This is a genomic window from Halobellus sp. LT62, from assembly GCF_037031285.1.
Taxonomy (GTDB): Archaea; Halobacteriota; Halobacteria; order Halobacteriales; family Haloferacaceae; genus Haloquadratum; species Haloquadratum salinisoli.
This window is the reverse complement of sequence record NZ_JAYEZO010000001.1, coordinates 973,501-991,561: the sequence shown is the minus strand read 5'-3', so window position 1 is coordinate 991,561 and position 18,061 is coordinate 973,501. Positions and strand designations below refer to the sequence as shown.

17 protein-coding genes are annotated in these 18,061 nt (G+C 65.4%); 5 read left to right on the top strand and 12 right to left on the bottom strand.

Annotated elements, in window-relative coordinates; all coding sequences use genetic code 11:
- Nucleotides 1-30: 30 nt before the first annotated feature.
- The 4 genes from U5919_RS04980 to U5919_RS04965 all read right to left on the bottom strand — a co-directional run bounded on the left by U5919_RS04980 (nt 31) and on the right by U5919_RS04965 (nt 4,046).
- The gene (locus U5919_RS04980; RefSeq protein WP_336022589.1) at nt 31-1,059 is read right to left on the bottom strand and encodes a mandelate racemase/muconate lactonizing enzyme family protein; all 1,029 of its coding nucleotides are present in this window, start codon (nt 1,057-1,059) and stop codon (nt 31-33) included.
- A complete protein-coding gene (locus U5919_RS04975) occupies nt 1,059-1,970 on the bottom strand; it encodes a 1,4-dihydroxy-2-naphthoate polyprenyltransferase (protein ID WP_425604209.1) in 912 nt (303 codons plus the stop codon). Before U5919_RS04975 ends, U5919_RS04980 begins: the two co-directional genes overlap by 1 nt.
- Before the next feature lie 380 nt (nt 1,971-2,350).
- Nucleotides 2,351-2,587 carry a DUF4242 domain-containing protein gene (locus tag U5919_RS04970; protein ID WP_336022587.1) on the bottom strand — a complete coding sequence of 79 codons (237 nt, stop codon included), beginning with the start codon at nt 2,585-2,587 and terminating at the stop codon, nt 2,351-2,353.
- Nucleotides 2,588-2,801: 214 nt separating this feature from the next.
- Nucleotides 2,802-4,046 carry an RNA-guided endonuclease InsQ/TnpB family protein gene (locus tag U5919_RS04965; protein WP_336022586.1) on the bottom strand — a complete coding sequence of 415 codons (1,245 nt, stop codon included), beginning with the start codon at nt 4,044-4,046 and terminating at the stop codon, nt 2,802-2,804.
- A 677-nt stretch (nt 4,047-4,723) separates the two neighbouring features.
- On the opposite strand from U5919_RS04965, the gene U5919_RS04960 reads away from it, so the two are divergent.
- The gene (locus U5919_RS04960) at nt 4,724-5,170 is read left to right on the top strand and encodes a universal stress protein (protein WP_336022585.1); all 447 of its coding nucleotides are present in this window, start codon (nt 4,724-4,726) and stop codon (nt 5,168-5,170) included.
- Between the two features lie 191 nt (nt 5,171-5,361).
- On the opposite strand, the gene U5919_RS04955 is transcribed toward U5919_RS04960, so the two are convergent.
- The 4 genes from U5919_RS04955 to U5919_RS04940 all read right to left on the bottom strand — a co-directional run bounded on the left by U5919_RS04955 (nt 5,362) and on the right by U5919_RS04940 (nt 10,148).
- Entirely contained in the window at nt 5,362-6,279 is a 918-nt protein-coding gene (locus U5919_RS04955) for a 1,4-dihydroxy-2-naphthoyl-CoA synthase (protein ID WP_336022584.1), read from the bottom strand.
- A gap of 63 nt (nt 6,280-6,342) precedes the next feature.
- A complete protein-coding gene (gene menD, locus U5919_RS04950; RefSeq protein WP_336022583.1) occupies nt 6,343-8,115 on the bottom strand; it encodes a 2-succinyl-5-enolpyruvyl-6-hydroxy-3-cyclohexene-1-carboxylic-acid synthase in 1,773 nt (590 codons plus the stop codon).
- Complete coding sequence (locus U5919_RS04945) at nt 8,112-9,467, bottom strand: isochorismate synthase (RefSeq protein ID WP_336022582.1); 1,356 nt, start codon at nt 9,465-9,467, stop codon at nt 8,112-8,114. The genes menD and U5919_RS04945 overlap by 4 nt, the downstream gene beginning before the upstream one ends.
- 90 nt (nt 9,468-9,557) lie before the next feature.
- Nucleotides 9,558-10,148, bottom strand: a complete 591-nt coding sequence (locus tag U5919_RS04940) for a sulfite oxidase-like oxidoreductase (RefSeq protein ID WP_336022581.1) — start codon at nt 10,146-10,148, stop codon at nt 9,558-9,560.
- Between the two features lie 308 nt (nt 10,149-10,456).
- Here U5919_RS04940 and U5919_RS04935 point away from each other — a divergent pair, with 308 nt between their 5' ends.
- From U5919_RS04935 to U5919_RS04925, 3 genes are all read left to right on the top strand, one after another.
- A complete protein-coding gene (locus U5919_RS04935) occupies nt 10,457-10,666 on the top strand; it encodes a ribbon-helix-helix domain-containing protein (RefSeq protein WP_336022580.1) in 210 nt (69 codons plus the stop codon).
- 54 nt (nt 10,667-10,720) lie between these two features.
- The gene (locus tag U5919_RS04930; RefSeq protein ID WP_336022579.1) at nt 10,721-10,999 is read left to right on the top strand and encodes a UPF0058 family protein; all 279 of its coding nucleotides are present in this window, start codon (nt 10,721-10,723) and stop codon (nt 10,997-10,999) included.
- 92 nt (nt 11,000-11,091) lie between these two features.
- Complete coding sequence (locus U5919_RS04925; RefSeq protein WP_336022578.1) at nt 11,092-12,744, top strand: rhomboid family intramembrane serine protease; 1,653 nt, start codon at nt 11,092-11,094, stop codon at nt 12,742-12,744.
- Nucleotides 12,745-12,825: 81 nt separating this feature from the next.
- Here the strand turns inward: U5919_RS04925 and U5919_RS04920 are convergent, their stop codons facing one another.
- From U5919_RS04920 to U5919_RS04910, 3 genes are all read right to left on the bottom strand, one after another.
- Nucleotides 12,826-13,461, bottom strand: coding sequence for an METTL5 family protein (locus tag U5919_RS04920; protein ID WP_336022577.1), 636 nt, complete (start codon nt 13,459-13,461; stop codon nt 12,826-12,828).
- 148 nt (nt 13,462-13,609) lie between these two features.
- Nucleotides 13,610-13,933 (bottom strand): quaternary ammonium compound efflux SMR transporter SugE, encoded by a 324-nt coding sequence (sugE, locus tag U5919_RS04915; RefSeq protein ID WP_336022576.1) that lies wholly within the window; start codon nt 13,931-13,933, stop codon nt 13,610-13,612.
- An 88-nt stretch (nt 13,934-14,021) separates the two neighbouring features.
- Nucleotides 14,022-15,017: a lamin tail domain-containing protein gene (locus tag U5919_RS04910; protein WP_336022575.1), complete on the bottom strand. Its 996-nt coding sequence runs from the start codon at nt 15,015-15,017 to the stop codon at nt 14,022-14,024.
- A gap of 108 nt (nt 15,018-15,125) precedes the next feature.
- On the opposite strand from U5919_RS04910, the gene U5919_RS04905 reads away from it, so the two are divergent.
- Nucleotides 15,126-16,079, top strand: a complete 954-nt coding sequence (locus tag U5919_RS04905) for a transcription initiation factor IIB (RefSeq protein WP_336022574.1) — start codon at nt 15,126-15,128, stop codon at nt 16,077-16,079.
- A 113-nt stretch (nt 16,080-16,192) separates the two neighbouring features.
- Here the strand turns inward: U5919_RS04905 and U5919_RS04900 are convergent, their stop codons facing one another.
- Nucleotides 16,193-17,974 (bottom strand): flippase activity-associated protein Agl23, encoded by a 1,782-nt coding sequence (locus tag U5919_RS04900; RefSeq protein ID WP_336022573.1) that lies wholly within the window; start codon nt 17,972-17,974, stop codon nt 16,193-16,195.
- Between the last annotated feature and the right edge of the window lie 87 nt (nt 17,975-18,061).

Genomic DNA, 18,061 nt, shown 5'->3' with positions numbered 1-18,061 from the left:
ACCCGAGCGCCTCGATCTGACACTCCCGAGTCACCGCTTCGTTCGGAGCGCGGCGAACGCGTCCCCGGCGAGTCCGGGCCCCGTCGGAACGCGGATCGACCCCTCCTCGACCGGCGCGGGATCGGGAGCGAGGTCCGCCGAAAGAACTGAGCCAGTCGCCAGCCCGCAGGCCGAAATTCCCGGAAGCGCGGCCGCAACGTGGACCGCGCCGACACGGGCGACGACGGCGTCGATCGTGGTCGTCACGACGACGTCCACACCGCGTGCTGCGGCCCGACGCGCCACGTCGAGCGTGCGACGCGGCCCGCCCAGCGCCATCGGCTTGCAGACGAGGATGTCGGCGGCGTCGGCGGTGAGCACGCGGTCGGGTCCCACAGAGACGACCGACTCGTCGAGCGCGATCCCGACGCCGCGACCGCGGAGTTCCGCGTGCCCGCGGAGGTCGTCGGCCGCGAGCGGCTGTTCGACGTACGCGAAGTCAAGGTCGGCGGCGACGTCGAGCAGGCGTTCGGCGGTCGGGACGTCCCACACCCCGTTGGCGTCCGCGCGGAGCTCCACGCCGTCTCCGGCGGCCTCCCGGGCGGCGCGCAAACGGGCGGCGTCGACGTCGGAATCACGCGCCCCGACTTTCACTTTCACCGCGCGGTAGCCCGATTCGACGGCTTCACGGGTTGCGCCCGCGGTCGACTCGACGGAACCGTCCCCGACGGTGGCGTTGACTGGGACGGAGTCCGCCGGGGACCCATCAGCGAGGAACGTCGCCAACGGCTCACCGGCGGCGCGCGCGTCAGCGTCAACCTGCGCGAGTTCGATTCCGTGGCGGGCTGCTGGCGTCTCCCCCATTTCAGCGGGTTCGACCTGCCGCGCTTCGGACCAGTCCGTGAGCGCCGCCTCGCATTCCTCGATAGACTCGGTCCACCCGGGCAGCGGCGTGGCCTCGCCGAGGCCGACGACGTCGTCGCGCTCGACGCGGATGAGGAAGCCCTCACGACGCTCGATTTCACCCCGGGATGTCGACAGCGGCGTCGTCAGATCGAGCGAAAACGGTTCGTACTGCATCACAACGGAAGTGACGTGAACGACAGGCCCACGGCGAACAGGACGGCGTAGGCGGCGAGCAGTCGACCCATCCGTTCCAGTGTCGGATTCAGCACCTCGCCGGCCGTCTCTTCGAGCATCGTCCGCGTGATGTCGACCGCGTACGGGAGCGTGAGGTACGGGAGCGCGACGGCGACGGTGTATTCGGGCTGCCGGAGGAACCACGCGGGAACGGCGTACGCCAACACCAGCATCGCCACGAACTCCGCGCGGGCGACCCCGTATCCGAACCGAACCGCGAGCGTCCGCTTGCCGGTCGTCGCGTCCTCTTCCTTATCGCGGACGTTGTTGACGACGAGGATGTCCGTCGAGAGCGCGGCGATCGGAAGCGCGGCGACCACCGCGACAAGCGGGAGCGTCTCGGGGGGTATTCCGAGCGTCAGTGGTTCTGCGAGCACTGCAGCCGCTTGGACGTAGTACGTGCCCACAACCGCGACGAGACCGAAGAAAACGAACACGAACAGGTCGCCGAGGCCGTGGTAGCCGAGCGGGTACGGCCCGCCGGTGTAGGCGATCCCTGACGCGACCGAGAGCAGTCCGATCACGACGATCGGCGCGCCGCCGACGTAGACGAGGTAGGTGCCCAGAAGGATCGACGCCGCGAACGTGAGATACATCGCGTGCTTGACGGTCTCGGGGTCGATGAGTCCCCCGGCGGTGACCCGGGTGAAGCCCTCGCGCGCCTCGGTGTCCGCGCCCTGTACGTGATCGTAGTAGTCGTTGGCGAAGTTGGTGCCGATCTGGATGAGTCCGGCCCCGAGAAGTGCTGCGAGCGCGGGCAACGCGGCGAACACGCCGTCGTGCACCGCCAAGCCGGTGCCGACGACCACCGGCGACGCGGCCGCCGGGAGCGTCTGCGGGCGCGCGGCCATCACCCACGCCTGCCGTTTCGTGACCTCCTGCGTACTCATTAGCTCTCTGTGAGGCGGGCGAGCGCATGAACCTTGCCATCCACCTTTTTACTGCGGAGGGGTCCTGTGGACCCCTCCGCGCAAAACCCTGTCTTGCTGAGCGGAGCGAAGCAAGGCTCGTGAGACGCGGCGCGTCTCACGGCGGAGGGAAAAAAGCCGCTCGCCTCGCGGTATGATACGTGAATAACGCACTTCTTCGTCAGTCAGAAACCAGGTCGTTTGAACCGTGCAGGTCGCCCAAAGTATCGTTTGCAACTGATTGCTCATCTAATCGCACGGCAGCATACGATCGAGTGGGGGAGAGTTGCAAGCGTTACTATCGGTGTCTCGGTAGGCCTACTTCACTCACCCTGTTCAACTTCGAAGATCTCGTCTGCGGTGAGACCGTGAGCTTCTTTATGGACCTTCTCACCTGCTTCTTTACTGGGACCCTCAAAGAGGCAAAAAACAGCCCCCTCGTCAGCATCCACCCAGTAATTCAGGTATTTCACACCGTGTTTTTCCTGTGTTTCGAGGTCCTTTTTGTGAGCTTCCACAACCTCCTCAACGCTTGCATCAACGTCCCTGTGAACGTCCATATAAAGTGGCATAGTGCACGTCTCTATCGGACAGGGTCACGGTTAGTTATTGAGAGCTATTTTCCGGTAAGACGTACTTATTCGGGTGACTGTACGTCTTTCAGGGGTTATCGGAGACTCTGTAATTGGGATCGAGTAAACTACCCTACCCTACTCCCTCGGCGCTCTGCGCCTCGGTCCTTGAGGGTAGGGCTTTGATGTGGACTCCCGGCAATCAGTCCCCAGCAATAGGCTGGTAACTCTCGCCGTTCAACATCCCACCATTCAAACGCACGTCTACTGGTGCGTCTCCGCTCTCCGACTTGGGCGAGGAGCGGAGTCTGTGTTTCCGCTTTCGGGCATACCGTAGCCCGATATTCTTCGCCGCGTTGTAATCCGCGTTGACCTCATAGCCGCATTTCTGGCACTCGAAGTGTTCTCCGTGGCGGTTCGATTCGTGCGTGAACCCACAATCCGTCCGAGAACAGCGCTGGGACGTGTGGTTCTGCTCGACTTGCTCCACGGAGACGTCTTGTTCTGGTGCCTTGTAGGAGACGTACTCGTACAGGCGTCGGAACGCCCAAACGTGGTGCCATTTAGCCTGCGGGAGCCGCTCACGGATGTCGGTTAATTCTTCGAACACGATCACGTCGCAGTCGTGTTCGACGGCTTCCGAAACGATCTCATTGGCAACCGTGTGGATGTACTGCTTCCGCCACGCTTCTTCGCGCTTTCCGAGGCGAAGTAGGGCGTTGTGTGCGGCTTGCGTCCCGCGCTGTTGCATCTCACCACGCCGCTTCTCGAACTCGCGGCACCAATGGTCGTAGTCGTCTCCCTGCCAGAACGTACCGGTCGAAGCTACTGCGAGGCTGTTAACGCCGAGGTCGATACCGAGGACTGTTTGGTGCCCGGTATCTACCGAAACCTCGGGCTCGTCGTCATCATACTTCCGGGTCGTAATGTGGAAGTAGAACTCATCGGTCACCTCGTCGTATTGCAATGTGCTCGCCCGGAACTCGTACCCCTCCGAAAGAACGTACTGTTCGTAGGGTGTTGGGCTGTCCGCCGGGAGTTCAAAGTCGCACTCAACACGCCCGTTGACGGTTGAGAGCGAGACTTTGTTCCGGTAGAATGTGGCGCTTCGCTTATCGTAGACTATGCTCCACGAGGTGAACTCCGGTTGGCTCACACGCTTGCCCTGCTTCCACCGTTCGACGCACCCTTTCGTCGCTTGGACGGCGCGTCGGATGGCCTCTTGAACGAGGTTGGCAGTGAGATCAGTTTCTTCGCGCAGCTCCGCGTAGAGTGCGTCTCGCGCAGTTGAGTTCGCAGTGATGCAGTTCGTGTAGGAGTCGTCGTCCCAACAGAACTTGGCAGCACGATTCGCACAGTAGAGGAACTGTCGCGCAGATTTGTGGAGGTCGTCGCGCCGCTCATCGGGAACGACGAGTTTAACCGGCGCAGTTCGACGCACCTCCATATTTCAGATTAATACTTGACGGTTCTTATAACCTTGGGATTCGGGTAGCCACCGTCGTGCGGTTGCGTCGTCCTTTGTCGGTTTCCTCTCCGACCTACTCGCTCGCTACACTCGCTCCTTGAGGTCGGAGGCTCCACCTCGAATTATGCTGAATATGACCCGTCTATGCGAACCGGCCGCAAGATTCGTGTGGTCTATCTTGCACGGCTACCTGAGTGGATGTGAGATAACGGGTGGCGAATCGCTCAAGAGAGGGGATCTATGGATAAGTTAAGAACGGTACTTCTGCAAAGCGATCACGAATACGAGGAGGAGCGGAAGAAGGGGGAGGGCAACGTCAAGGGGAGCCAACAAAAGCACAACCGAGGCCATTACCACGAACTCAAGCGCCACAAAGAGACTAAGCAGCTCGAAGTGAGTAGCCATTTACCGGGACGATTGGCTACAGGTTGATAAGTCCACAACTGATTGAGTGGAATTCTGCGGGGATAGCTCAATACATACACTCTCCCTTTCAGCTGTTTCACCAACCGAGGCGGAATCAACTGGGCGTGAATCGTCTTATGACGTCCTCGGTAAAGTATGGTGGTAGTACTCTCGTGAGTGGGGCCTCCGAAGAGTGAGTGAAGACTTGCAAACGCGACTATAACAAAGACCTTCGAAACGATCGATCCCGTATGCCGACTCACGTGTTGGTGCCGTACAACGGTACCCCACTCGCGAAGGATGCGCTCCGTTATGCCTGCTCGGAGTTCGGATCTGCCACGATCACGACGTTGTTCGTCGTCGACAAGGCCTCAGACGACACCGCTTCGAGGGGCTGGGGGGATCACCCGGGACTGTGGGAAGAGTGGCTCGAAGAGCGGAAAGCGCACGCCCGAGAGCTGTTTACGGAGGCCGAAGCCATCGCCGGAGAGTACGACGCCACCGTTCAGACGGGCGTCGCGGTCGGCCCCGTCGCACCGATGATCGTCGAGGCCGCCGAGGAGTACGGTGCCGACCTGATCGTCGTCGGCGCGCACGGGCAGTCGAGACTGGAGGAACTACTGCTTGGCGACGTCGCGCGTAGACTGGTGAGAAGTTCCCCGATTCCTGTCACGACGATTCGAGAATCGATAGAGTGAGAAATCTGCGGTGAAACGTCGCCGCGCGTAGCGCGGCGTTCACCGCGAGGCGAGCGGAGCGAGCCGAGCGGCCTTTTTCCCTCCGCCGTGAGACGCACCGCGTCTCACGAGCCTTGCTTCGCTCCGCTCAGCAAGACAGGGTTTTGCGCGGAGGGGTCCGCAGGACCCCTCCGCAGTAAAAAGGTGGGTGCTTAGTAGTGCCAAGGATATTGGCTGAAGTCAGGGTCGCGCTTCTCTAAGAAGGCGTCGCGGCCCTCCTGCGCTTCTTCTGTCATATACGCGAGTCGCGTCGCCTCGCCCGAGAAGACCTGCTGGCCGACGAGGCCGTCGTCGGCCATATTGAACGCGTACTTCAACATTCGAATCGCGGTCGGTGACTTATCGGTGATCTCGTCGGCCCACTCGAGCGCGACGTCTTCGAGTTCGGAATGGGAAATCGCCTCGTTCGCCATCCCCATCTCGACGGCCTCGTTTGCAGAGTACGTCTTCCCGCGGAAGAACACTTCTCGGGCCTTCTTCTGGCCGATCTGCTTTGCGAGGTACGCCGAGCCGAACCCGCCGTCGAAGGACGCCACGTCGGGATCGGTCTGCAGGAACTTCGCGTGCTCCTCGGAGGCGAGCGTCAGATCGCAGACGACGTGAAGCGAGTGCCCGCCGCCGACGGCCCAGCCCGGAACAACGGCGATCACCGGCTTCGGCATAAACCGGATGAGCCGCTGTACTTCCAGAATGTGCAGCCGACCGGCCTTGGCCTCACGAACGAGCGGATCGTCGGTTTCGTCGGCCTCGTCGTCGGCGCGGTACTCGTACCCCGAGTCACCCCGAACCGACTGATCGCCACCGGCGCAGAACGCCCATCCGTCGTCTTTCTTCGAGGGGCCGTTCCCCGTCAGGAGGACGCAGCCGACGTCGGCCCGCTTGCGGGCGTCGTCGAGCGCGGCGTAGAGTTCGTCGACCGTGCCGGGCCGGAAGGCGTTCCGCTTCTCGGGGCGGTCGAAGGCGATCCGCACCGCGCTTTCGTCGCTCGCGCGGTGGTACGTGACGTCGTCGAAGGCGTCCGCGCCGTCGACCTGCTCCCAGCGCGTCGAATCGAAGAGTTCCGAGACCATACCGAATGGGTGCCCGGAATCCGCAAAAAGATTCGTTTCGGCGTCGCTTCGTCCCCCGCGCTCTCACGGCGTCGAGTCGAGGACCCGATCGATCGCTTTCTCCCGGAGCCCAGAGCGGATCTCGTGACTCGATTCGGCGTCCGTCCGCACCTCGATGACGTGCGACCCTTCGCTCATCGTCGCCTCGGCGTAGGCGTCGCGGAAGGCGTTGCGATTCCCGCCCGCAACGCGCGCGAACGAGAGGTCGTACAGATCCTCGGTCGCCTCGAAGCCGAGGCCGTGCGGGGTGACGAACTGCGGGGTGAAGGGCGGGTCGTACTCTTCGATCGGGAGTAGATGGAAGATGCCACCGCCGTCGTTGTTGACGAGGACGACCGTCGCCTCGACGTCGCAACGGCCCAGCGCGAGCAACCCGTTCATATCGTGATAATACGCTAGATCGCCCGTCAAAAGCGTCAGATCGTCCGTCGTCGCTGAGCCGGCACCGAGCGCCGTCGAGACGATGCCGTCGATACCCGACGCGCCGCGGTTGCCCAGCGCGGTGAGAGACGCCGTTGTCGGCGCGCCGAACCGATCGAGGTCGCGGACCGGCATCGAGTTCGAGACGAAAAGCGTCGACGGGTCGGGCGCGAGGTCGACCACGTCGGCGAGGATCCGACCCTCACAGAAGCCTGTCGCCTCCCTGATCGCGTCCCGGTGGGCGGCATCGGCGGCAGTCCACCGATCGCGCCACGACTGGCTTCCCGGCCCCGCGAGGAGTCGAGAGAGCCGCCCGAGCAGTTGGGACGGGTCGGCGACGACGAGGTCCGTCGCCGTGAACTCCGCCTCGCGCCAGCCGGCCGCCGGATCGACGACGTACTGCCGGGAATCGACGCTCGCGAGGTACTCGCGGAGGGGTTTCGACGTCGGCGACGCCCCGACTCGGACGACGACGTCCGGGTCCGGCCACGCCTCGCGGACGCGGTCTGTGAGGTAGCCGTCGTAGCCGCCGATGACGGGCGTCGTGCGGACGAGACCGCCGTAGCGGACGCCGGAGAGCGGGTCCGCGAGCACGGGGAATCCGCTGGTGTGCGCGAACGCGGCGACGGCCTCGGGATCGATGCCCGGCGCGTCGCTCGGGCCGACGACGAGCAGTCCGCGCGGCTCCGAGAGTTCCTCGGCGAGCGTTCGGAGCGCGTCGTCGTCGAGTTCCGGGACGCCCGCGGTGGTATCGACGAACGGGCGGTCGCCGCCGTCTCGTCCCTCGCTGGCGAGCGGTGGGAGATCCGCCGGGACGTCGCCCTCAACGGGCGTCGGTTCCAGCGGCTTCCGGAACGGGAAATTGAGATGTACCGGTCCCGCGGGCGTGCCCGTCGCCTGCGCCAGCGCGCGGGCGGCCGTCGTCCGGAGCGACCGGAGCTTTCGCGGCGTCGCCTCCGGTTCGGCGACGTCGCGATACCAGCGCACGGCGTCGCCGTAGAGCTTCTCCTGATCGATCGTCTGGTTCGCGCCCGAATCTCGGATCTCGGGGGGACGGTCAGCCGTCAGGAGCAGCATCGGGACGCGCGATTGCGACGCCTCGATCACCGCCGGGTGATAGTTCGCGGCCGCCGTCCCCGACGTGCAGACGAGCGGCGTCACATCGCCGGTTCGCTTGGCGCGACCGAGCGCGAAGTACGCCGACGACCGCTCGTCGAGGTGCGAAAAGACGCGGACGTCCTCGTGTCGGTCGAACGCGACCGTCAGCGGCGTCGAGCGACTGCCCGGTGAGATGCAGACGGCATCGACGCCCGCGGCCGCGAGCTCGTCGACGAACGCGCGCGCCCAGAGCGTGTTGCGGTTCGGGTCCCGGCTCATCCCTCGTCCCGTTCGAGTTCGTCGAGGATCGGTCGGTACTTCAGCTGTACCTCGTCCCACTCGCGGTCGGGATCCGAGTCGGCGACGATACCGACGCCCGCGAACAGCGTGGCGGCGTCGCCGCGGGCGACCGCCGAGCGGAGCGCGACCGCGAACGTGCCGTAGCCCGCGGCGTCGATCCAGCCAACGGGCGCGGCGTACCAGCCGCGGTCGAACGGCTCCGTCTCGCGGATCGTCTCCAACGCTTTCTCGGGCGGCAGGCCGCCGACCGCGGGCGTCGGGTGGAGCGCCTCGACCAGCGAGAGCACGTGTTCGTCGCGGTCGAGGGTGGCCGTGATCGGCGTCCAGAGGTGCTGGACCGTCGCGAGTCGCTTGATTCGCCGGGGACCGGCACTGACGGTCCCGGCGAACGGCGAGAGCTGGGCTTCGATCGTTTCGGCCACGAGTTCGTGCTCGTGGGCGTTCTTCTCGTCGCGTGCGAGCTCTTGGGCCAGCCACTCGTCTTCCGCCGGGGTCTCCCCGCGACCGGTCGTCCCCGCGAGCGCGTCGGTCTCGACGGTTCGACCGCGGAGCGAGACGAGCCGTTCCGGCGTCGCGCCGAAAAAGGACGGCTGCGGCCGCGACGCCGCCGGTTCGGGCTCGACGAGGAAGCGATAACACTCCGGATACGTCCGCCCCAACCGCGAGAGAACGTCGGGCAGGGAGAGCTCGCCCGCGAGATCGACGTCGAGCGCCTGCGCGAGCACGACTTTCTGCAGCTCCCCAGAGCGTATCCGCGAGACCGCGGCGTCGACACCGGTTCGCCAGTCTCGGAGCGCGGTGGTTCGCCGCCGAGTACTGACGCCCGGCGGCCCGACAGTCGGTTCGTCGGTCGGGAGCGATTCGACACGCTCGCGCTCGGCGTCGAGCCGGTCTTCGACGGCTACTGCATCCCCATCGGGATCAATAGCGTTGACCGTCAACCACGCGTCGTCGTCGGTCCACGTGACCTGCACGCGCGGGAGCACGAACCGAGCGCCGGGGAAGTCCTCCCACGGCGACCCCGAAGCGCCGCCCGCGTGAAACGCGAACCCACCAAACAGCCGGGGACGGGCGGCCTCGGTCCCCGCGTGGACGTTACCGGAGGCGAAAATCGACTCCGCGGCCTCTCGAATCGAGGTGAACCGATCCGCGCCATCAGCGGTCAGCGTCGCCGCCGTGCCGCTCCCGACGACGGTGGCTTCTCCGGGTGCGCTCCAGACAGTCCGCGGCGCGTCGGCTCCGCGGAGGACCGCGCGAAACGACGGCACCGCGATAGGGACCGATCGGCTGACGAGATCGGTTTCGGCCGTGTCGGCCCGCAGCGATTCCATTACCCGTTCTGCGGACGCCACGCTCTTTTATTTGACTATAGCGTCGCCGCGGCCGTTGGACCGCCACGGGTTCCGCTTTCAGACGAGTGATCACCCGTAGCGCTCCTCTTCCCACGGGTTGGCCGACGCCGAGTACCCCCGTCGCTCCCAGTATCCGCGCTCGGTCTCGGTCAGGAACTCGACGCCGTCGACCCACTTCGCGCCCTTGTAGGCGTACTTGTGCGGCGTCACGACGCGCAGCGGCCCGCCGTGCGGTTCCGGAAGAGGCTCACCGTCCAGTTCGTACGCGAACAGGACCTCGTCACGGAGGCACTCCGAGAGCGGTAGGTCGGTCGTGTACCCGTCGAGCGCGTGAAACATCACGTGAACCGCGTCGTCTGAGAGGCCCGCGCGCGCTGCGATCGTCGGGAACGAGACGCCCGTGAACTCGCAGTCGAACGTGCTCCAGCCCGTGACACAGTGAAAGTCCTGTCGCTGCGTCGTCGACGGGAGCGCTCGGAACTCGTCAATATCGAACGTGCACTCGTCGTCGACGGCCCCCCAGACGTCGAACGACCACGTCTCGGGCGTCCACGACGGCGTTCCGCTCTTCGAGAGGACCGGAACGTCGTCGGTCTCGCGCTGTCCGGGCGGCAGTCGCGCGTCGCCGTACTCCCGGTAGATGTCGGTTACGTCGTCCACGGTTGGAACACGGGCCCGAGGACCGTGAGGATACCGACCCCGAGCCGCGAAGTTCCGACCCGCCGCGTGTTCGTGATTGCGCCTCTCGCATAGCGCTCAGCGCAGAACTGAATTGCGTCACGGTATGCCGACAAGAGAGCTGCTCGCCGCTGGAAAATTGATAGCGTGGAGATAGTTATAGAGGATACATAAACAATTATGCTCAGATTAAGAATATTACGTGTACTTTTCCGAAACGAGAGTTTTCTAAACACGGAAACTCCGCCGCAGGGTTTAAATAATCCCCCTTCAAACCCCCTGATGATCAGATGCCCAAGGTGAACATAAACGTCCCCGAACACCTCGAGATGCAGATCGCACAACTCGTCGACCAAGGCGAGTTCGTCAGTCGGGAAGAAGCCATCGAGGAGTTGCTCTCGACGGGTATACGAGCGTTCAAGACCAGCGGCCCGATGGAGGGCGACGACCGCTTCGAAGACGACGGAATGATGGGTCACGAAGACGAGTACGTCTTCTAGCTGTGACAGAAACCACCAATAATCCTTAAATCGGACTCGCACGTATCCACGTCTATGCACAAAGACGAGCTATTGGAACTGCACGAACAGATGGTCATCATCAGGGACAACTTCGGCGCGCGCGAAGACGTCGACGAGAGCATCTTCGACAAGTACGACAACCTCGATGTCGACCCATCGCACGTCCACAAGTCCAAGAGCGAGCACAAACACGCCGTCTTCGTGCTCGGAAACGCGCTTGCGACCGCGATGAGCGAGGACGAGTTCTCGAACGCCGGGCGCGTCGGCAAGCGGATGGAAGAGCTCGCGAAAGACGCCGAAGGGAAGCTCTAACCCGCCAACCGCCGGCGCATCGAGCCCATCGCACGCATCCGGCCGTTCCGTACCGCCTAGTTTCTTAACTGCTCGTTTACTCCTGACAGATGATGGATTCCCTGCCGGTCGACGTCCTTCAACGGGCCGCGGTCGTGGCGGCGCTTCTCCTCTCTTTCGCGGTGATCCTGTCTCTCGATCGAACCTCGGAACTGAGTGCACGGCTGCGACGGCGGTTCGTCCTCGGCGTTCCGTGGGGAACAGTCGTCTCCGCGGGGTTCGTGCTCGCGGTCTACCTCTTCGTACAGGGCGGATACCAGTACTGGTACTCGCCGGTGACGATCCCGTTTCGGGCGTGGTCGTACTACTACCCGCTCGGTATCGCGAGCGCGGCGTTCTCCCACGGCGGGCCGGGACACCTCGTCGGCAACCTCGTCGGGACGCTGACGCTGGCCCCGCTCGCGGAGTACGCGTGGGGGCACTTCCCACGCGAACGCGGGTCTCAGTCGTTCGGCTCGCTTCGGACGAACCCCTACGTCCGCGCGTTCGTGGTCTTCCCGGCGGTGGTGTTGATCGTGGGCCTGCTGACGTCGATCTTCGCGCTCGGGCCGATCATCGGTTTCTCGGGCGTCGTCTTCGCGTTCGCAGGCGTCGCGCTCGTCAACTACCCGCTCGGTACCGTCATCGCGCTCGCAGGCGGGGGTGCACTCCGGTTGGTGTACAACGCGCTCTTGAGCCCGGTCATCACCGCCACCGGTCGCCCCGGCTACATCACGCCGTGGTGGGCCGACATCGCGATCCAAGGACACGCGCTGGGCCTGCTTATCGGCGTTCTCGTGGGACTCGCGATCGTTCGAGCACGGAACGTAGAAGACAGGCCGAGCGCCGCACGCCTCTGGCTCGGGACGCTTCTGTTCTCAGTCGAGCAGTCTCTGTGGGCCGTCTACTGGTTTCGCGGCGGCGAGACCTACGTCCTGTACCGTGCCGTGGGAGTCGTCCTCGTCGCGGCGCTGGCGCTCGTCGTGGTCTTCAGCGTCGTCGCGCGCGACGACCCGCTGTTCACGTGGGAATTCGCAGGCAGTAACGAGGTCGTTCGCAACTGGCAGGTCGCCGCCGGCGTGCTCCTGCTTGCGACCGCGGCGCTCGCGGGGCCGGCCGTGCCCGCGAACCTCTTCACCGCCGGTTCGGATGACCTCCCGGGCGACGAACTGACCGTCCGCGACTACGAGATCACGTACGCCGAGGACGTCGAAAACGACCTCGTCGCCGCGTTCGACGTCGAGGCATTCGGCGAGACGACGGCCGTCAACACCTCCGGCGTCATCGTCCGCAGCGAAGAGCGCGGCATCTGGACGACCGCGGTTCCGAAGGGTCGACTCGCCTTCGACGGCCAAGTCGCCGTCCGCCTCGGCGGCGTGGGCTGGCGCGAGACGGTGTACGCCCAGCGAGACGGGTGGAACGTCCTCGGCAACGAGACCGCATACCGGGTCGCGCTCGGTGACAGCGAGTCGGGGCGCATCGTGTACACCTCCGATCCCGTCACCGCGGCTCCGACGCTCGCGGACCGGAACGTGACGGTCGTTCCGACCGAGAACGGCTACTTCCTTCGAGTCGACCGCGGTAACAACTCCCTCAGCGCACAGCTCCCCGCGGAAAACGAGTCGGTGACGCTCAACGCTCTCACGTTCACTCGGAACAACTCGAGCGTGTACGTCTCCTACGACGGCACTGACCTAGAGTTGCTCGCGAAAGAGACCTACGAGTAACGGCCGCGGGCTTCGCCCGCAGGCGACGCAGGTGAGTCGGTATTACGTTCCATCATCACCGACAGATCACGGTTGTTTCGTTCAGTCGTCACCGCCGGACCACTCGATCCGGTACACCTCGGCGTTGATCTCCTCGCTGTCGGCCGTATGAAAGTCGAACTGTCGGTCCAAGTCGAGCGTCGCCCGGAACGCGTGCGTCACCTCGCCGCCGCGATCTGTCGCGAACGATTCGACGAACTCCTGTGACCCGCCGTTGTGAACCGAGTAGGAGACGTCCGCGATCGTCGCCGCGGTTTCGAGGAACGCCCGATCGGTATGCTCGTTCCCGTTCTGCGCGCCGAACGGCGGGTTCATCAGGACCGTCGTCGGGCCGTCCGGACACAGCGGCGCGCGGGTCGCATCCGCTTGGACCCAATCGATCGGCGTTCGCGTGCCGACGCGCCGGCGGTTCTCCACGGCGGTCACGAGCGCCGAGCGGTCGACGTCGATGCCGACGACCCGGGCGGGGCCGCGAAGGGCCGCCCCCAGCGCCAGCATTCCGGTCCCGGTCCCGAGGTCGACGACGAGCCGACCCTCGACGTCGCCGTTCAGATCCGCCACGTGGACGACGTGCGCTGCCAACTCCGGCGGCGTCGGGTACTGTTCGAGATCCGCCCGGGGGTCCTCGAACCCCGCGACGACGGCGAGTTGCGTCTCCAGCGCCGATTTCGTCGCCATCAGGACCGCCCCCCTGTCGGGTCGGTCGCGACCGCGACCTCGACCCACGGCGGCACGACGTTCGGGTTCATCGTGAGCGGATTCGGCGTGAGAATACAAAAACCCGGCTCCCGTTCGGCGCTCGCTCGCCGACGTCGCCGAAGTCCGGTCAGTGACCGCCGGACGCGAGGTGAAGGCCGACGATGCCGACGACGATCAGGGAGATAAAGCCCATCCGCGCGAGGCCGGCGGGCTCGTCGAAGAGCACGATTCCGAGCGAGGCGGTCCCGACGGCCCCGATCCCGGTCCAGACGGCGTACGCCGTTCCGATCGGGAGGTCTTTGACGGCCTGCGCCAAGAGGAGCATACTGATCACGAGTGCGACGACGGTGGCGAGCGTCGGGACCGGCTTCGAGAGCCCGTCGGAGTACTCGAGTCCGATCGCCCAGCCGATCTCGAAAAGCCCCGCGAGGACGAGGAGATACCACGACATTTCAGAACTCTCTACCGCTTCGGGTCGGCTATAGCTTCTGATCCTTGTCGGCTGCGCCGGCGTCAGTACGATCGGCAGAGACCGGGTGTCAGTACGACCGACGAACGACTGTCGAACCGCTCGCGTCGCGGACGACGACGACGTCGCCGTCGTTGTTCCAGATCGCCCGATCTGCGCCCCAGAACACCGTTGAGTCGGTGTCGGTCCCGGATCCAGTCCGTACGGTCAGCTCCGCGTCCGGCGCGAGCGTCGTTCCCTCGGGGAACGTGTACTCGTGGTCCGCGGCGTCGACGACCGTCCACCCCGAGAGGTCGAGTTCCCGGTCGGCGACGTTGCGGAAGACGAGGTATTCGTCGTTCAGGTTCTCGTTGTCGTTGCCCGCGGCGTCCTCGTGGATCTCGCTGACGACGAGCGGGCCGCCGCCGTCGGCCATCGCCGTCTCTGTCGCGGGCGAATCCGTGGTCGCTGGCGAGTCCGTCATCGCTGCACTCGTGTCGTCGATGCACGACCACAGGCCGCGACGGGCCTCGCGGGCCTCGGCTTCGGTCCGCTCGTAGCGTTCACGTTCGGTAAAGGTACTCGGGTACACGCGGGCGTGGCCCTCCCGAAGCAGGTCGTGGTTGAACGACGCCCCGTCGACGTAGACGTACGCCAGCAGCCGTCCGTAGTAGCCTCGGCGGTCGGACTCCTCGTCGAAGACGAGCGTGATGCTCTCACCCTCCAATCGGTCGACTGCGTAGGCCGACGCCGCCTCACCGGCGCGGCCGAGACACGCCACCCCCGCCTCCGTCTCGGGGACGCCCTCGAAGTCCGACGGGTCGTTTTCCGAGAAGGTCTCCGGCGTGTCGACTCCGAGCAGTCGGACGGTTTCGCGCGATCCATTCGCGTACGCGACGTGCATCGTGTCGCCGTCGACGACCTCCGTGACCGTCACGCGGACGCCGTCAACGGGCGATTCCTCGCTCGGAACTGCCGTCGGACCCGCCGTCGTCCCGTTCGACGCCTCGTCGTCGAGTGCGGGCGTCCCGGTGATGCACCCGGCGGAGACGACGAGAAGTATGACGGCGAGTGAGACGCGGCGCATACCTCCAGATCTGTACCCCAGCGCATTTACGGATTACGAGGTGTGCGATCCGACAAATAAGATAGTTGTCAATAAGGCTTAAATACACCCTTCACCACAAACCTTATAATGGAACGTTCGCGTCGTCAGCGCCAGCGAGAGCAGGAGACCGAACAGATAGACGACGAACAGGTCGTCTGTCCGGAATGCGAGTCCGAGAACATCGTCACGGACGCCGACCAGGGAGAGTTGGTCTGCGACGACTGCGGACTGGTGTTGGACGAGCGGCAGATCGACCGCGGTCCGGAGTGGCGGGCGTTCAACCACTCCGAGCGGCAGTCGAAGTCCCGCGTGGGCGCGCCGATCACGGAGACGATGCACGACCGCGGGCTGACGACGACGATCGACTGGAAGGACAAAGACGCTTACGGCCGGTCGCTCTCCTCGGAGAAACGCTCGCAGATGCACCGCCTCCGGAAGTGGCAGGAGCGAATCCGGACGAAGGACGCGGGCGAGCGCAACCTCCAATTTGCGCTTTCGGAGATCGACCGGATGGCTTCGGCGCTCGGGGTACCACGGTCGGTACGGGAGGTCGCCTCCGTCATCTACCGCCGCGCGCTCAACGAGGACCTCATCCGCGGGCGGTCCATCGAGGGCGTCGCCACCTCCGCGCTCTACGCCGCCTGTCGACAGGAGGGCATCCCGCGCTCGCTCGACGAGGTCGCGGAGGTCTCTCGGGTCCCCCAGAAGGAGATCGGACGGACGTACCGCTACATCTCCCAAGAGCTCGGTCTCGAACTGAAGCCCGTCGATCCCAAGCAGTTCGTCCCCCGCTTCGCCTCCTCACTCGGGCTGAGCGAGGAAGTCCAATCGAAGGCGACCGAGATCATCGACGTCTCGGCCGAACAGGGACTGCTCTCCGGCAAGTCGCCGACCGGCTTCGCCGCGGCCGCGATCTACGCCGCATCGCTGCTCTGCAACGAGAAGAAAACGCAGCGCGAGGTCGCCGACGTCGCGCAGGTGACCGAGGTCACCATCCGCAACCGGTATCAAGAGCAGATCGAAGCGATGGGATTCCGCTAACTCAGTAACACTTCCGATAACGGCTTCCCTGACGGCGCTCTCGTCGGTTTTCACGACGCTTTCGACTTTCTACGGCGCTCTCGACGCTCCTTTATGACGCGTTCGTGACCTCCTTACGACGCGTTGGCGACGAACACGGCGACTTCGCGGTTCCACAGTCCCAGCCGATAGGTCGCCGCCGCGTAGTCGGCACCGAGTCGCTCGGAGAGCGCGTTGCGGTGTTCGGAGTCGGCGACGACGATGGGCGGTGCCGACCCGTTCGCGTACTCGGCGTCGAACGTCGAGACGTTCTCCGTGCTCGCCGCGTCCGCACCCGCCGACTCGACGTACCACGGGAGCGGGAGGCGGTTGCCCCACTGGTCGGGAACCGGCGGCGCGCGGGTCGTTCGCTCGTCGAAGACGTGGTACGCCGATCCGACGTAGAGTACCTCGGCGGTCGAGCGGTCGCCGTCCGCAGCGTCTCGGGCGGCCGACGCCAGCGGTTCGAGGTCGTCGGCGGGTTGTGCGAACTGCGCCAGTTCGTTGCTCCGATCAAAGGGACCGTACACGTCGCCGGCGGTGACCGCACCCGTCTGGGCCACGATGGCGAGGGCGACGAGCGCGATGGCGACGACCGTTCCGCCGTCGACATCGAATCCTGTCCCGGCATCGACGCGGGGTGCCGTCCCGTCGCCCGCCCCTGATGCGGCGGCGACGGCCCGCCGAACGACCGCCGCGAGTATCACTGCCGCGGGGATCGTCAGCGGCAGAACGACGTGAACCAGCGTCCACGGGGCCGACACTTCTGATATCGTGGGAAACGCGACGATTGCGGCCAACCCCCAGTAGCCCGCGCCCTCGACGAGCGGTCGACGCGCTGCGGCGTACCGCGTCCACAGCGTCCCCGCGAGTCCCAACAGGAGCACCGGTAGCGCCAGCGACGTGAGGAGGCCGAACGCGTCACCGACGTACGGGAGGAACGCGTGTACCCCCTCCGGCTCCCGGTGGATGATCCGGACGCCGACAAACCGACGAACGGCACCGACCGTCCCCTCGTAGATCGCGAGGTGGAACGTCGACAGGTCGGTGAGGCCGACGTCGACACCCGGCCCCGATCGGGGTGCGAAAAGCAGGGCGGTCACGCCGGTCGCGAGCAGTCCGACGCGGGCCGCGGGCGTTGCACTCCCCGACAACCGCGCCCGGAGCGCCGCGATCGTCTCTCGACCGCTCGCGCCGCGGTCGCCCGCGACGCTCCGCTGGTCGACGACGAGCGCCCACGCGAGGAGCCAACAGAGCAGATAGCCAGCGACGAACCCCGACGCCGAGGCGGCGAGCGGCAGCGCGACGGCGGCGGCATAGGCGTCGCGTCGGCTCCGTCGGTCCCACGCGCGCACCGCGAAGCCGACGAACGCGAGTCCGAAGAGCGCGAGCGGGACGTCGCCGCGGAGGAACCGCGAGTAATAGAGGAGAGACGGTTGGAACGTCAAGAGCGCGGCCAAGAGGACCGTTTCGAGGTCGTCGAAACGGTCGCGAAAGAGCAGCGCGACGAGCGGAAGCGCGCCACCAAGCACTGCGACTGGGAGTCGAGCGACCCACTCGGAGACGCCGAGTAGGGCAAAAAGCGCGCGATCGAGATGATACAGCAGCGGGCCGCCCGCGACGGGGCGGTACTGGTACGCGCCGGTTTCGAGGTAGCGAAGCGCCCAGTACCCGAGGCGCGCCTCGTCCCAGTGGAACGGCCGCCCGCCGAGGCCGATCACGCGGAGCGCCAAGCCGAGAGCTGCGATCGCGAGCACAGCGACGAGGGCCGGATCGCGCCGGAGCGCCGATGCGGTAGACGAGACGCCGGACGCGATGACCGACGGGGCGACCGTTGGCCAAGAATCGGTGGACGCGGCGTCGCCCTCGCCAGACATACGCGCCTGTCTCCGCCCCGAGAGTAGAAGCTTTTTGATCGCCGTTGCTGATCGCTGTCTCGTCGCTGCCAACGCCCTGTCCCCTCG

Coding starts and splice junctions, on each gene's coding strand:
- U5919_RS04900 (WP_336022573.1), bottom strand. CDS start 17,974: ATGTCTGGCGAGGGCGACGCCGCGTCCACCGATTCTTGGCCAACGGTC.
- U5919_RS04925 (WP_336022578.1), top strand. CDS start 11,092: ATGGATTCCCTGCCGGTCGACGTCCTTCAACGGGCCGCGGTCGTGGCG.
- U5919_RS04905 (WP_336022574.1), top strand. CDS start 15,126: ATGGAACGTTCGCGTCGTCAGCGCCAGCGAGAGCAGGAGACCGAACAG.
- U5919_RS04930 (WP_336022579.1), top strand. CDS start 10,721: ATGCACAAAGACGAGCTATTGGAACTGCACGAACAGATGGTCATCATC.
- U5919_RS04955 (WP_336022584.1), bottom strand. CDS start 6,279: ATGGTCTCGGAACTCTTCGATTCGACGCGCTGGGAGCAGGTCGACGGC.
- U5919_RS04910 (WP_336022575.1), bottom strand. CDS start 15,017: ATGCGCCGCGTCTCACTCGCCGTCATACTTCTCGTCGTCTCCGCCGGG.
- U5919_RS04975 (WP_425604209.1), bottom strand. CDS start 1,970: ATGGCCGCGCGCCCGCAGACGCTCCCGGCGGCCGCGTCGCCGGTGGTC.
- U5919_RS04945 (WP_336022582.1), bottom strand. CDS start 9,467: ATGGAATCGCTGCGGGCCGACACGGCCGAAACCGATCTCGTCAGCCGA.
- U5919_RS04920 (WP_336022577.1), bottom strand. CDS start 13,461: ATGGCGACGAAATCGGCGCTGGAGACGCAACTCGCCGTCGTCGCGGGG.
- U5919_RS04980 (WP_336022589.1), bottom strand. CDS start 1,059: ATGCAGTACGAACCGTTTTCGCTCGATCTGACGACGCCGCTGTCGACA.
- menD (WP_336022583.1), bottom strand. CDS start 8,115: ATGAGCCGGGACCCGAACCGCAACACGCTCTGGGCGCGCGCGTTCGTC.
- sugE (WP_336022576.1), bottom strand. CDS start 13,933: ATGTCGTGGTATCTCCTCGTCCTCGCGGGGCTTTTCGAGATCGGCTGG.
- U5919_RS04970 (WP_336022587.1), bottom strand. CDS start 2,587: ATGGACGTTCACAGGGACGTTGATGCAAGCGTTGAGGAGGTTGTGGAA.
- U5919_RS04965 (WP_336022586.1), bottom strand. CDS start 4,046: ATGGAGGTGCGTCGAACTGCGCCGGTTAAACTCGTCGTTCCCGATGAG.
- U5919_RS04935 (WP_336022580.1), top strand. CDS start 10,457: ATGCCCAAGGTGAACATAAACGTCCCCGAACACCTCGAGATGCAGATC.
- U5919_RS04960 (WP_336022585.1), top strand. CDS start 4,724: ATGCCGACTCACGTGTTGGTGCCGTACAACGGTACCCCACTCGCGAAG.